Source organism: Billgrantia antri, assembly GCF_019430905.1.
Taxonomy (GTDB): domain Bacteria; phylum Pseudomonadota; class Gammaproteobacteria; order Pseudomonadales; family Halomonadaceae; genus Halomonas; species Halomonas antri.
On record NZ_JAHYCA010000005.1, the window covers coordinates 352,333 to 366,738 of the forward strand.

At 65.5% G+C, this 14,406-nt stretch carries 10 protein-coding genes; 5 read left to right on the top strand and 5 right to left on the bottom strand.

All coding sequences use genetic code 11. From position 1 onward, the window contains the following. Window positions 1-70: 70 nt before the first annotated feature. Window positions 71-2,419, bottom strand: coding sequence for a mechanosensitive ion channel family protein (locus KPL81_RS15235; RefSeq protein WP_219792902.1), 2,349 nt, complete (start codon window positions 2,417-2,419; stop codon window positions 71-73). Between the two features lie 130 nt (window positions 2,420-2,549). Between KPL81_RS15235 and KPL81_RS15240 the strand changes: the two genes are divergently transcribed. Both KPL81_RS15240 and KPL81_RS15245 read left to right on the top strand, forming a co-directional pair. Continuing rightward, window positions 2,550-3,569, top strand: coding sequence for an amidoligase family protein (locus tag KPL81_RS15240; protein ID WP_219792903.1), 1,020 nt, complete (start codon window positions 2,550-2,552; stop codon window positions 3,567-3,569). Continuing rightward, window positions 3,566-4,261, top strand: a complete 696-nt coding sequence (locus KPL81_RS15245; protein WP_219792904.1) for a gamma-glutamyl-gamma-aminobutyrate hydrolase family protein — start codon at window positions 3,566-3,568, stop codon at window positions 4,259-4,261. The genes KPL81_RS15240 and KPL81_RS15245 overlap by 4 nt, the downstream gene beginning before the upstream one ends. Before the next feature lie 43 nt (window positions 4,262-4,304). On the opposite strand, the gene KPL81_RS15250 is transcribed toward KPL81_RS15245, so the two are convergent. Next, entirely contained in the window at window positions 4,305-4,736 is a 432-nt protein-coding gene (locus tag KPL81_RS15250) for an OsmC family protein (protein ID WP_209477174.1), read from the bottom strand. Window positions 4,737-4,887: 151 nt separating this feature from the next. Here KPL81_RS15250 and KPL81_RS15255 point away from each other — a divergent pair, with 151 nt between their 5' ends. Next, entirely contained in the window at window positions 4,888-5,778 is an 891-nt protein-coding gene (locus KPL81_RS15255; protein WP_219792905.1) for an aldo/keto reductase, read from the top strand. Here the strand turns inward: KPL81_RS15255 and KPL81_RS15260 are convergent. Together KPL81_RS15260 and nfi are read right to left on the bottom strand one after the other, a co-directional pair. Continuing rightward, window positions 5,775-6,338 carry a DUF1415 domain-containing protein gene (locus tag KPL81_RS15260; RefSeq protein WP_219792906.1) on the bottom strand — a complete coding sequence of 188 codons (564 nt, stop codon included), beginning with the start codon at window positions 6,336-6,338 and terminating at the stop codon, window positions 5,775-5,777. The genes KPL81_RS15255 and KPL81_RS15260 overlap by 4 nt on opposite strands. A gap of 78 nt (window positions 6,339-6,416) precedes the next feature. Then, window positions 6,417-7,118, bottom strand: coding sequence for a deoxyribonuclease V (gene nfi / locus KPL81_RS15265; protein WP_219792907.1), 702 nt, complete (start codon window positions 7,116-7,118; stop codon window positions 6,417-6,419). An 81-nt stretch (window positions 7,119-7,199) separates the two neighbouring features. Between nfi and KPL81_RS15270 the strand changes: the two genes are divergently transcribed. Together KPL81_RS15270 and KPL81_RS15275 are read left to right on the top strand one after the other, a co-directional pair. After that, window positions 7,200-8,477 (top strand): exonuclease SbcCD subunit D, encoded by a 1,278-nt coding sequence (locus KPL81_RS15270; RefSeq protein ID WP_219792908.1) that lies wholly within the window; start codon window positions 7,200-7,202, stop codon window positions 8,475-8,477. After that, on the top strand, window positions 8,474-11,779 hold the full coding sequence (locus KPL81_RS15275; protein WP_219792909.1) for an AAA family ATPase: 3,306 nt from the start codon (window positions 8,474-8,476) through the stop codon (window positions 11,777-11,779). Before KPL81_RS15270 ends, KPL81_RS15275 begins: the two co-directional genes overlap by 4 nt. 37 nt (window positions 11,780-11,816) lie before the next feature. Here KPL81_RS15275 and KPL81_RS15280 read toward each other — a convergent pair whose 3' ends face one another. Then, a complete protein-coding gene (locus tag KPL81_RS15280; protein WP_219792910.1) occupies window positions 11,817-14,327 on the bottom strand; it encodes an EAL domain-containing protein in 2,511 nt (836 codons plus the stop codon). Between the last annotated feature and the right edge of the window lie 79 nt (window positions 14,328-14,406).

Genomic DNA, 14,406 nt, shown 5'->3' on the forward strand with positions numbered 1-14,406 from the left:
GTACGGGGAAAACCGGCCCGCTTTCCATCTCGGGCCATATCACTGACGGGCAACGCGCCCGCGCGATCCCTCAGGAAGCGTCCGGCGAGGCACGCTGCGGGTGGGTCGCACCTGCAGGGTCGGCGATGCCGGCCTCGCCCGGCGCCCGCCCCTTGGCATCGCGCGGCGGCGCCGTGCCGCCACTGGCTGCCGGCGCCTCGCTCATGGTATCGCCAGGCTGTCCCTCCATGCTCACGCTGAGGCGCGGCAGGCTAAGATCGAGCCCCTGGGCCTCCATGCGCTGCTTGAGCAGCAGGTTGAAGGCGCGGGCCACGTCCCACTGCATCACCGGCGCGGTGCGAAAGCGCATGCGCAGCACCGCGGCGCCCTCGTCGAAGCGGTCGACCCCCTGCATCTCCAGCGGCGACCAAATGTAGTGTCGCATCATCGGATCCTGCCGCAGCTCCTGCGCGGTCTCCTGCATCAGGCTGATGGCATCGTCGATCTTCATGGTGTGCGGAATGCGAATGCGCATCAGCGCGATGCCGAAGTGACGCGACATGTTGTGGATCGACTGAATGGCGCTGAAGGTGATGATGTGCAGAATGCCGTCGAGATCGCGCAGCCGCACCGTCCTCAAGGTCAGCCCCTCAACGGTGCCCATGTGGCCGTTGATCTGGACGAAGTCATCCACCGCCAGCGAGTCCTCGACGATGATGAAGATACCGGTGATCAGATCCTGCACCAGGGTCTGGGCGCCGAAGCCCACGGCCAGGCCGATGACGCCGGCACCAGCCAGCAACGGCGTAACGTTCACCCCTAGGTTGGCCAACCCGACGATGGCGGCGATCAACACGATGGTGGCGAAGATCACGTTGCGGATCATCGGCGTGATGGTCTGGGCCCGCGCCTGGTTGACCCGCCTCCCCCGCGAGCGGGCGGAGGAGGTCAGCGCGCGCTGGATCGCAGTGTCGGCGAATATCCACGTTAGCCAGGCCAGCAGCACCGTGAAGCCCAGTGCCATTAGAGCCTGGCCGATGCGCACGCCGGCCACCCCTTCGCCTCCCAGGCCGAACAGCGAGCCGCCCCATACCTGCAGCGACAGCTCGGCAAAGACGATCCAGGCCACCACATGGGACAGCGCATATCCGAAGCGTTCGAGGCGCCGGCGATACTCGCTGATTCGGCGCCGCCGGCTGTACCGCTCATTGTGACGCTGGATCAGGCCGGTAACCACCAGGGTCAGTACCAGCAGCGCCGCCGAGATGATCGAGCGTGCCAATGCGGCCCCCACATCCCCGACGGTAATAAAGATCGCCAGCAGCGAGACCACCACGATCAGCAACGCCGGAACGTGCCAGAGTTCGCCGACGATGCGTGCCAGTTCGACGCCGGTTCCACCTTCACGGCGCACGTGCCAGGAACGGTTGCGGATCAGGTGCTTGATCGGACGCTTGAACTTGAAAATGAAGCGGATGCTAAGCAACGCCGCCAGCATGTTGGCGATCACCGAGCCCAGCGCCGCTGGCTCCTGTCCCACGACCAGGGAGAGCCGCTCTGCATTGAGCGCATCACCGAGCGCAACCAGCGCACCGATCATGAACAGCAGGCGCAATCCCCGTCGCTGCAGTATCAGAACCGCAGGAAAACGATGTCCACGGGTGAAGACCGACACCACGCATTCCACGACTACCGACAGGGTCCGACCGCATAGTGCCAGGTAGGCGAAGATGAGTGTCAGGGTACGCCCTGGGCTGGGTGACAACACCTGGACCAGCCCCATCACCAAGACGAAAGCAAGCGTCCAGGGCAACATGCGCCGCAGGAAGTGCAGCGCCAGCAACCAGCCTCTCGGTTCCCGCGGCAGATCGAGAGGCAACCCCCGCCGCTCGAACAGCAGCCTGCCCAAGGCGATCAGCGCGACCAGCACACCGGTCCAGATACTCAGCAGCACGGCGCTGTGAACGGCGAAGCGTGCGATCTCGCCGGTGCCGGTCTCCACCACCAGCTCCCTGAGTCCCGCCCAGCCCTGCTCCAGTTGGCGCTGCCAGTCATCGATAGGCGACTCGCCGGACTCGGCCTGATCCCCCAGCTCGGTGAAGGTCTCGGCCAAGGCGCCGAGCAAGCCCTGGCGCTGGAGGGAATCCTCAGGGGTGCTCTCGGCGTGAGCCTGACGTATCCCGCGCAGCTCATCGAGCAGGGCGTCACGGCGCTGTTCATCCTCCAGCGTAGCGATCACTTCATCGAGCGATCGCTGGAAGGTCTCGGCATCATGGCTCGGACCCTGGCTCTGTGCCTCTTGTCCCAGCCCGCCGAGCGGCAGTTGGGCGTGCATGGGACTTGCCCAGGCCAGCGACAACAGCATGACCAGCAGCAGCCCGAGGCGAATCGCCACCCGCCGGGGCAGGTAGTCACCGCGTTGGGGATAAAATCCTGGCATCGATCCACACTCCCTCGTTCCATTGTCCATGTGCCTGGGACAGTAGTCGACCGGCAGCGCTCCCGTGCGGACTTGTCGCCGCACTGTGCTAGGCTGGCGTTCAGACTCTCGAGTCGCACAGGATGCCTTCATGCAGCCGCAATCACCACCCGAGCCTCTGAATGTCCAGGGTAGGACCCGACGGGTTGGCACTGAAATCGAGTTTGCCGGTCTTCCTCCTCAGCAGACAGGTGAGCTGGTACGCGACCTCTTCGGTGGCGAACTGAAGCTGGTCAGCCCCCATCGGCTGCGCGTCGAGGCCACCCGCTGGGGTGACTTCGTCATCGAACTCGATACCCAGTATGCCCACCCCGATGCCAGGCTGCTGGAGGCCTTGCCACGTCACGACACCGAGTGGGAACGCCAGCGCCACCAGATGCGCCTGGAATTTCACAACAAGACCCGCGAGCTTATCGGCGACGTCGTTACCGGCCTGGTGCCGACCGAGATCGTCTGTCCGCCGGTACCGTGGGACGAACTGGGCGAGCTCGACGCGCTGTTCGCCGCGCTCAATGCCCACGGCGCCAAGGGCACCGATGCCAGCCTGCTGTACGGTTTTGGCCTGCACCTCAATCCCGAGGCAGCCAGCCTGGAGCCGGAATCCATCCTGCGCCACTTCCGCGCCTTCCTGCTCACGGCGGCCTGGTTGCGCAAGGAGATCGACATCGACATCACGCGAGAGGTATTACCTCACGCCAATCCCTTCCCCAAGCACTATGCGCTGAAGGTGCTCGATCCCGACTACGCCCCCGACCTGGACACACTGATCGCCGACTACATCAGCTTCAATCCGACGCGCAACCGCGAACTCGATCTCTATCCCTTGTTCGCCCACCTACGTCCGGATTACCCGGATGAGCTGTTTCGCAACAACCTGATCAAGCCACGTCCCACGTACCACTACCGACTGCCTAACGCCCAGCTCTCCCAGCGGGGGTGGGGGGCCGTGGTGGAGTGGAATCGCTGGGTGGCGGTGGAACGCCTCGCCGCCGACCACAAGGAACTCAACGCGCGCGCCAGCCGTTACGTCAACCTGCACACGCAGTCGCTCATGGCCCGCCTGGCCGGCAGGCTGCGGAACTGGATCAAGGAGGTCCGCTCTCCCTCATGACGCGCCCGCTCATCGGTATCACCACGTCGGATGACAAGAGTCGCATCGCCTGGTGGTTCGACTGGTTCGCAGTATGGCGACACGGCGGTCGACCGCTTCGCCTTTCACCTTCCCGTCCGCAGCCCGCGGCCCTCGATGGGCTGATCATCGGCGGCGGCGACGACATCCAGGCGCACCTCTATGGTGGCGAGATGCAACTCGACGTACGTCTCGATCCCCAGCGCGACGAACTCGAGCTCGAACTGATGGAACGGTTCATCCCACAGGGAAAACCGGTACTGGGCATCTGCCGCGGCGCCCAGATGCTCAACGTCCACCTCGGCGGCACGCTGGACCCCGACATCTACACCACCCACGAGGGCCTCAAGCGACGGCGCACCGTACTGCCGCGCAAGACAGTGGATATCATGCCCGACACCCAGTTGCACCGTATCCTCAAGGTGAGCTGGTGTCGCATCAACAGCCTGCACCACCAGGCCGTGCAGGAGGCGGGACGCGGTATCGAAATCGTCGCCCGCGATCGCGACGGCCTGGTCCAGGGCATCGAATCGCGTGAGCACGATTTCCTGATCGGGGTGCAATGGCATCCGGAGTGGCTGGTCTTCAACCTACCCCAGCAGCGATTAGTACGTGCCCTGGTCGATGCGGCACGGCAGACCATACATTCAACCCAAGCCACGGATTCAACTTGAAGCGGCCACCCGAGGGCGGCCGCCAGGCAAGCCGAGCGGTCGCTCAATTTTCCAGCGCGGCGTCCAGCGTGATCTCTGCCTTGAACAGCTTGGATACCGGGCAGCCCTCTTTGGCCTTGCCAGCGGCTTCCTGAAAGGCGGCATCGTCGGTGCCTGGGCTGCGCACCCGGGTGGTGAGATGGATCTTGGTGATGCTGAAGCCACCGGAGTCCTGCTCAAGGCTAACGGCTGCCTCGGTCGATATACGCTCCGGGGTCAAGCCGGCTTCGCCCATGATCATCGACAGCGCCATGGAGTAACAGCTGGCATGCGCCGCACCGATCAACTCCTCGGGGTTGGAGCCGGACTCGCCCTCGAAGCGCTTGGCGAAGCTGTAGGGGACATCCTTGATCACGCCGCTCTCGGTCGAGACCTGACCCTTGCCCTCTTTCAGGCTACCCTCCCAGACAGCGCTACCGGTTTTCTTGATGCTCATGTGGGTCGACTCCTTGCGATAAGAGAACTGGCCAAAGGATTGGTCGGCAACGTGGATTAACGCTGCCCCCCTCACCATAGCGCATCGACTTGTCTTCGCCATCTCTTTGTCGAATAATTTTGAAAATATTTTCCAAAAAAGGCGCCAATCCATGCTCGACGCATCCACTCCCCACATCCTGCTACCCGCCAACGCGCATGAGTCTGCGCAGCAGCTGCCGGCCATCGGCCAGGGCACCTGGTACATGGGCGAAGGACTGGCCCCCCGTCGCGACGAGGTGCGGGCCTTGCAGCACGGCCTGGAGCTGGGTCTGACGCTGATCGATACCGCCGAGATGTACGCCGACGGCGGTGCCGAGGAGGTGGTCGGCGAGGCGCTGGCCGACCGTCGCGACCAAGCCTTCCTGGTATCCAAGGTCTATCCATGGAATGCCGGCCGCGACAGCGCCATCGCCGCCTGCGAGCGCAGCCTGAAGCGGCTCGGCACAGATTATCTCGACCTCTACCTACTCCACTGGCCCGGTAATATCCCGCTGGAAGAAACCTTGGAGGTCTTCGAGCGGCTACGCGAACAAGGCAAGATTCGCCGCTACGGCGTTTCCAACTTCGATGTCGATGAGCTCGACGCGCTGACAGCATTGCCCGGTGGCGCTGCCTGTGCCGTCAATCAGGTGCTCTACCATCTGGGCTCACGCGGCATCGAGCACTCCCTGCGCCCGCTGATGCAGCGTCTCGGCATGCCGCTGATGGCCTACTGCCCGCTGGCCCAGGCCGGAAAGCTGCGCCGTGACCTGTTCGGTCATCCGGTGGTACGTGAAGTGGCCGATGGGCTCGGTATCACCCCCGCCCAGCTGCTGCTGGCCTGGGCGATTCGCCCCATCGAGGGACGGCGCAACGCTATCGCCATTCCCAAGGCGGTACAGCCTCAGCACGTCGAGCAGAATGCCGGTGCACTCGAGGTCGAACTCGATGACGCCACCCTGGCCCGCCTCGACGAGGCGTTTCCCGCCCCGAGCAAGAAGGTAGCGCTGGATATCGTCTAGCGCTTGTCGACGGAAGCGCGCAGGCTCGCCAGTTCATCGACCAACTGCTCGGTGCCGAGCCGGCGCATCGCCTCAACGTTGCGCTCGGGAATCGCCTCGGGGTCGGGATAATGCGCCAAGGCACGCTCCAGCCCCGCTTCACGCAGCAGGTGCAGCATCGGCCAGGGCGATCGGTTGGTGAAGTTGGCCGGATCGTCTATAGCCGCGCCTTCGAAGCAGTAGTCGGGATGAAAGCTGGCTAGCTGATAGACTCCCTCGTAGCCCTGCTCGACCAGCAGCGCCTCGGCCACGGCGAGGAAATCGAGGTAGTCGTCGAAATCCTCCAGCCCCGGGCGCAGCACCATGAGGGTCGTCTCGATCCCGGGTGTCGCGTCGAGCCGCCGGCATTCGTCGATAAGTGCTTCGAGGGCGAATTCCCAGGCGCCAGCCTCGAGCTCCACGAAGCGGACGGTATCGTTCACCAGTTCACGGCGAGCGAAGGGACAGACATTGCGGGCGACGACGAAGCGCTCGACCCAGGCACGGGTCGCGGCGCAGGCGGGCGTCAGGGATTCAGGCATCGTGAGGCTCGATAGATAGTGAACGGCCAGTATACCCGAGCCGGCCCCGGGCAAGGCGTCAAACCGACCGCCGCGACCTCAATCCGCCGGGCGCGGCATGGGCCCACGGCGTGAGGCGAGCCGGTCGGCCAGCCGGGTCGGCTCCGGCAGCTTGGTACGCCCCAGGCACCTCACCACCCAGTCGAGCGATGTCGCCAGCGAGATGCGATGTCCCAGCGAAACGTAGACGGGCTTGACGCCTGCCCGCGTACGCAGCACCGCGCCGATCGTCTCGCCGCGATGGCGCAGTGGTGTCCACTCGCCGCGAGGCTCGGGCACTTCATCGTGTACGCCGCATAGCCGCGACTTGGCCACACCGATGGTCGGCAGGTCGAGCCACAGCCCCAGGTGCGAGGCCACTCCGAGACGTCGCGGGTGAGCGATACCCTGACCGTCGACCATCACCAGCTCGGGCCGCGTCGTGAGCATGCCGAAGGCCGCCAGCGCCGCCGGGATCTCACGAAAGGAGAGCAGCCCGGGTATGTAGGGCATGCGGGTCGGCTCGCGGTGCACCACCTGCTCCACTATATCCAACCCGATGAGGGGATCACCGGGCCAGGCCAGTACCACCGCCGCCGCCCGGGTGACCTCGCCGCCCTGCTCGAAACCGATGTCGATGCCGGCGATATGGCGCACCGGTGCCAGCCGATCCTCCCGCTCGATACTCCCGGCCATGCGCCTCTGCAGCGCAATGGCCTGCTCGGGGGTAAGGTTCCAGTCGTGCAAGTTGGCGTCAGGCATCCATGGCCTCCTGTTTCGTCCTTGGGTCTCGCGTAGACTATCGCCTCAGGATAGCCGAAAGCCACCGCCGCAAGGGATACGATGAGACTCCTTCACACCGCCGACTGGCACCTGGGCCAGACCTTCCACGGCCAGGAGCGCCACGCCGAGCACCGCGCCTTCCTCGACTGGCTGCTCGACACCCTCGTCGCCCGTGACGCCGACGCGCTGCTCGTCGCCGGTGACGTCTTCGACGTGGTCAATCCCTCGCTGCGTGCCCAGGAACTGCTCTACGACTTCATCGTCACCGCCCATGAGCGCCTGCCGATGCTGGACATCGTGCTGATCGCCGGCAACCACGACAGCGGCAACCGCATCGAGCTGCCGGCGCCGCTGATGCACCGGCTGCGCACCCACGCCCTGGGCCGGGTGAGCTGGCTCGACGATGGCACACTCGATGCCGAGCGCCTGCTGGTGCCGCTCACTGATACAACCGGTGAAACCCGCGCCTGGTGCCTGGCGCTGCCCTTTCTGCGCCCCGCCGAGGTCACCGGCCGTGTTCAAGGACAGGCCTTCGGTGTCGCAGCGGAATACGACGCCTCCCCTGATCGCAACGACTACGTCACTGGAATCTCCCGGGTTCACGAGCAGCTGATCGAGGCGGCTCGCGAGCGCCGCCGACCCGGTCAGGCATTGATAGCCATGAGCCACGCTCACCTGCATGGCGCCGCCGTTTCCGAGGCCAGCGAGCGACCCATCGTGATCGGCGGCGAGGAGTCGATCTCCGCCAGTCTGTTTCCCGCCGATATCGCCTATGTGGCGCTGGGCCACCTGCACCGCGCCCAGCAGGTTGGCGAGTCGCGCATCCGCTACAGCGGCAGCCCCCTGCCGCTGGACTTCAGCGAAGTGGCCTATCCCCACCAGATCGTGGAAACAGTACTGGAAGGCGAAACCCTCGCCAGCGTGGAAGCGATTCCCGTGCCGCGCCCGGTGGCCATGCATCGCATCGGCCCCGGCGAGCTGGACATGGTGCTGGCCGAGCTGGACGCCCTGCCCCATGATCCCGACCTGCCACGCGACCGCTGGCCCTGGCTGGAAGTGCGCGTGGCATTGAGCGCTCCGGTGCCCGACCTGCGCGCCCAGGTGGAAACCGCACTGGAAGGCAAGGCGCTGCGGCTGCTGCGCCTGGAGCGCCGCCTGCCCCGGCTCGAGGGCGAAGAAACACCGGAGCGGGTCGACCTGGAACAGTTGGGCCCGAGAAAGCTGTTCGAACGTACCTGGCAAGCGCGCTGGGGCGAGACGCCCGAGGCCGATGTGCTGGCCGATTTCGACCGGCTGCTGCAGGACGTGCTCGATGCCCAGGGGGAGGAGACGGCATGAAGATCCTTGCCCTGCGCCTGGCCAACCTGGCTTCCCTGCCCGGCCTGCTGGAGCTCGATTTCACCGTTCCCCCGCTCAGCGATGCCGGCCTGTTCGCCATCACCGGCCCCACCGGGGCCGGCAAAAGCACACTGCTCGATGCCCTGTGCCTGGCGCTCTACGGCAACACGCCACGGCTACGCCAGGCCCCCGGCCGTGACGCCCCGCTACCCGACGTCGAAGGAGAGACGGTGAGTACCGCCGACCCGCGCACCCTGCTGCGCCGCGGCACGGCGAGCGGCCATGCCGAGGTCGATTTCCTCGGTCGCGACGGCCGCCGCTATCGTGCCCGCTGGGCCGTGCGTCGCGCCCGCGAGAAGGCGGGTGGCCGCCTGCAGGCGGTGGAACAGTCGCTCACCGACCTGGACGACGAGCGCCTGCTCACCGCCCAGAAGCGCGAATTCGACCGCCTGCTGCCGGAACGCCTGGGGCTCACCTTCGACCAGTTCACCCGCGCCGTGCTGCTGGCCCAGAGCGAGTTCGCCGCCTTTCTCAAGGCCGACGACAACGAGCGTAGCGACCTGCTGGAGCGCCTGACCGGCACCGCCGAATACTCGCGAATCTCCATCGCCGCCTACCGCCGTGCCAGCGAAGCCAGGAAGCGCGTCGATGCTCTGCAAGCCCGGCTCGCCGACGACCTGCCCGCCGAGCCCGAGGCGCGCGCCGAGCTGGAACAGGCCGCCAAGCAAGCCGAGACCGAACTGGCCGCCCTGCAGCGACAGAACCAGAGCCTGGAGGCTCGCCGGCAGTGGCACGCCATCGATGACCGGCTGCGCCAGGCCTACGCCGAGGGGCTACGGCAGCAGCGTGACACCGAAGCACATTGGCACTCGCTTGACGACGCTCGGGCCGACCGCGAATGCCGCCGCCTGCTCGCGCCCCAGCGCCACCGCCTGCTGCGTCAGACCGCGCTGCCCCATGAGATCGCCGCGCTGGAGGACGCCCACCGTCAGACCCTCCAGGCCCTCGAGCAGGCCAAGGCCACCCAAGAGGCTGCCGAACAGACGCGGGACCAGGCCGCGCAGCAATTGAGTGCAGCCACCCATGAGCGCCAGCAGGCCGAACCCGCCCTGCGCCAGGCCCGTGAGCATACCCAGTCACTGGCGACTCTCGACCAACAGCTGGGCGAACTCGAGGCGCAGCATCGCGACTGCACCCTGCAGACCGAACGACTGGCCGAGCAGCGCCGGCAAGCCGACGCCAGGCATCTCGAACACAAGCGTAAACGCGACGAGTGGCAGGCTGCGCTGCGCCAATTGATGGGCAGCCATGAACGGCTCGACGCCGCACGCCAGGCGACCCAGCAGGCCCACGACCGTGCCGCCCGCCGCAGCCTGGCCTTGGGAGAGCTGGAAAGCCGTTGGCAGGAGGCCCAGCGCGCCGAGCAGGCCCAGCGCCAGCTGGGCAAACGCCTGGCCCTGGATGAAAAGCGTCAGGTCGAGTTGGCTACCCAGGGCAAGGCCGCGCGGGAGCGGCTCGACGAGTGGGAGCGCCACTACGCCACGCTACGCGATTTCATCGAACGCAGCCGCGCCGCCCGCAGCGAGAGTGTGGCACGCCTGCGTGAGACACTCCTTGAAGGCGAGCCCTGCCCGGTATGCGGTGGGCTGGACCACCCCTTCCGCCAACAGCCCCCAGCCACACCCGAGGCGGCGCAGCTCGCTGCCCAGCAGGCGCAGGAGGAGGAGCAACTGGCTGAGGCCAAACAGGCCTTCGAGCAGGCCCAGCGGGAACGCAACGACCTCGAGGGCGAGTACCGCGCCGTCATGGCGGCGCTGGCCCGCTGTCGCCAGGAGCTACAGCAGGCCGATGGTCGCCTGGCTCAGGCGCAGCAAACCTTGGCCGAGCATCCGCTCCACGCCGAACTCAACGCCATCGACACCGCCGAGCGCGACGCCTGGCTGGCGTACCAACGCCACGAGTGCGATGGCGAGCGCGAGCATGGCGAACGCACGCTCCAGGCACTGGCCCGCGCCGAAGCCGAGCTGGCTCCGCTCGAGGATGCCCTGAGCCAGGGCGAGCTCGAGCTGGCCCAGCTCGAGGCCAGGCGGGCCGCGCTCGAAGCGGAGCTGAACAAGCAAGCCGAACGGCTGCCTCCCCTGCGCCAGCAGCGCAGCAAGGTGGCTACTACCCTCCAGACCCTGCTCGGCGACCACCCTTCCGACGATGCCTGGCAGCAACAGTTGGAGGCGCGCCAGGAGTCGGCCCGTCAGCAGCGCGAACAGGCCATCGAGGGTTGCCATGGTGCCGAGCGGGAGCAGGCACGCCTGTCCCAGCAGGCAAGCCACGAGGCCCAGCGCATCGAGCAGCTCGTCCAGGAGGACGCTTCGCTGGAGCGTGAGCTGGCAGACTGGCGCCAGGCTCATCCGCAGCTGGACGACGCTACCCTGGCCCGGCTGCTAGCGCAGCCCCAGGCTGAAGCCGAGCGCGAGGAGCGCGAGCTTGCCGACGCCGACGAAGCCCGCCAGCGCACCGAGGCGAGTCTCGCCGAGCGGCGCCATGCGCTGGTCGAGCACCGCCGCGCCCTGGCGCTGAGCGACGCAAACGATAGCGACGAGGCGCTACTGAGTGAAGCCACCGAGGCGAGGATCAGCAGCCGTCATGAAGCGCTTGCCGCCGAGCGTGAGGCCCTGGCGCCGCAGTTGGAACAAGCCCAGCAGGCGCGTGATGACGCCGTTCATGCCCTGCGCTACGACGACCGCCGCCGCGCGCGCCAGCAGGAAGGCCAGGCCGAGCTGGAAGCGGCCCGCAGCGAGCATGTGCGCTGGGGGCGTATCAGCGAGCTGATCGGCTCTGCCGACGGCAAGACATTTCGCCGTATCGCCCAGGCCTACAATCTCGACCAGTTACTGGAGCACGCCAACGCCCACCTCAGCGGCCTCAGCCGGCGCTATCGACTGATACGCGGCGGCAGCGAACTCGGCCTGCTGGTGGTGGACCACGACATGGGCGACGAGCGCCGCTCGGTGCACTCGCTCTCCGGCGGCGAGACCTTCCTCGTCTCGCTGGCGCTGGCCCTGGGGCTCGCCTCCATGGCCTCGGGCGAGCTCACCATCGAATCGCTGTTCATCGACGAAGGCTTCGGCAGCCTCGACCCGCAGTCGCTGGCACTGGCCATGGAGGCTCTCGATGGCCTGCAGGCGCTGGGCCGCCGCGTCGGCGTGATCTCCCACGTGCAGGAGATGCACGAGCGCATTCCCGTACAGATCCAGGTGGAACCGCTGGGCAACGGCACGAGTCGAGCCAGGTTGATCAGCACCTAAGGCGTGAGAACTCGTTCGATGACACATCGGTGGTGGACTACCGAGCGATGGGTGGCGTCTCGCCGGCTAGTGGCTCCAGTATCGGTGGGAAATCGGCAGCGGGCATCGGCCGGCCGAACAGATAACCCTGGTAAAGAAAGCATCCCAAACCGGCAAGCACGGCACGCTGCATCTCCGTCTCGACACCTTCGGCAATGACGGCAAGCTCGAGGCTTCGGCCCAAGGCCACGATGGCGGCGGCGATGGGAGTAGACTGGGTGTCATGGCTCAGCCCACGGACGAAGGCAATATCGATCTTAAGCGTATCCAGCGGTAGCGACTTGAGGTAGAACAGCGAGGAGTAACCGGTGCCGAAATCGTCCAGAGCGAAGCTGACACCGATACGACGCAACAACCCCATCTTTTCGATGGTGCCTTCCGGGTCCTTGAGCAGCAGGGATTCGGTCAACTCGAGTGTCAGGCGGCCCGGTGCCACGTCATGCCGATAGATGGCAGAGAGTACCTGGTCGACGAAATCCGGCTGCTGAAACTGCCGCACGCTGACGTTGAGGGATAGCTTGAGATCACAGCAGTCAGGCCGCTGGCGCCACTCCCCAAGCAGGCGACACCCTTCCTGTAGCACCCAGTATCCGAGTGGCAGGATCAAGCCGCTCTCTTCGGCCAGAGGGATGAACTCGCTGGGTGAAATGAACCCGCGCACCGGGTGCTGCCAGCGAACCAGTGCTTCAGCGCCAATGATGCACTGGAGGGCATCCACCTGGGGTTGGAGATACAGGCTCAGCTCACCTTTGTCGATGGCGTGGCGAAGCTCACGCTCGAGGGTCAGCCTCATCTCCCGTTCCTGCTCCAGCTCCGGGCGGAATAGCTGGGGGGTCCCATCACGCTGCCGTTTGGCCTCGAGGAGAGCCAGGCCGGCACGCTTGAACAGGTGAGCCGGCATGGTGCCATGGTGTAGGTCGAAAACCAGCATGCCGACGCTGAGACGGCAAAGATAGGTGTGACCATGCAGCTGGTACTCGGTGGTGAGAGACACGAGCACACGCTCGGTAAGCGCGCGAGCCTCACCTTCGGCAGCTGTCTCTTGAGCAGCGCTCAACTGCGCAAGGAGGGCGAATTCGTTGCCGTCCAGGCGCGCCACATAAATGTCCTCAGCCGCCCAGCGACGCAAGCGTGTCGCAAGCTGGCGCAGCAATTCATCGCCGATGTCCTGACCCAGGCTATCGTTGAGTATCTTGAAACGATCGATATCGAACAATGCCAGCAGCGATAGTGTCGCTTCACCGTTCTGGTACTGCTTATCCTTGGTCAAGCGTTCCTGAAGCGCTCGTCGGTTAGGAAGTTCGGTCAGGGTATCGTGATAGGCCAGATAGCGAATTCGCTGCTGCGCCATATGCTCGGCCGAGCGATCGGAGAGCAACGCAACATAGTCTCGCTCCTCGCTGTCGGCATAGGTCACACGGCTGACGCTGAGCCATGCCGGAAAGCGCTTGCCCCCGCAGTGCTGAGCCTCGATCAATCCGCTCCATTCTCCTTTTTTCTCCAGCGTCCTGAGCAGAGGCCCTTTGAATGCCTCGCTATTGGGGGCGAAGACGAGCTTCCACGCCGACTGCCCCACGGCCCGTTCGATGTCCCAGCCAAGCATTTTCTCGAGCGCGGCGTTACTCAGCCGAATGCGAGCCTGTTCGTCCAGCACCGCGACGCCGTCATGCAGCGCAGACAGCACCTCCAGAAGACGGCGTCGCATCATGTGCTCGTGCTGCTCGCTGACGTGAAGCCGCCGCTGGGCTTGCGCTGCCACGACCGTCAGTAGGGCGACCAGAACCACACAGCTGCCAATGAGATAGATCAACCAATGCGATTCCGCCGTTGGCGGCAGCGGAGCCGCACCTGGGTGGGGAACGAACCAGGCAGCCCGCATGGCCACGTAGTGCATGCTGCAGATGGCGAGTGAGACGAACATGGCACTGATGAAGGCACAGGTCTTGGCGCGTCGCATGCCCCACTCCTGACGGCATAGGCGATAGGCATAGGCGCTAGCGACGCCGAGACCCACGGCCACGAATAGCGACAGGAGGAACAGCCAGAATTCATGATAGAGCGACGCCGGCATATGCATGGCAGCCATACCGGTGTAATGCATCATGCCGATTCCCAGCCCCAAGCCGGTGCCGGCCAGCAGCAGTTCTGTATGACTCGGCTCCTCACGTGCAAGCAGCGCCACGGCTACCAGGCTTCCCCCCACGGCCGGCACGATGGATAACAGCGTCAGGATCGGATCATGGTGTACGGCAAAATCGAGCTTATAGGCATGCATACCGGTAAAGTGCATGCTCCACACGCCCAGCCCCATGATGCCTGCCCCGGCGAAGAGCCAAAGCCGACGCCATCTCGCCTGCTGGGCTTTACTGACCAGCTTGATGAGATCCAGGCCGGCATAGGAAGCAGCCAGCGCAATCGCCCAGGAGACCAGCACCAGAGGGAGGTGATGTTCCCCCTGCACGGCTTCCAGAGAGCGCGGATCGAGGAGAAGGTTAGCCAGTATCGTCATGTACTGTTCTTCGGCATGGCAGCCGCCTTCTTGAGGGTGGCTCGGCAATATACGTTGAATAAATGTTAATGGCAGCCGA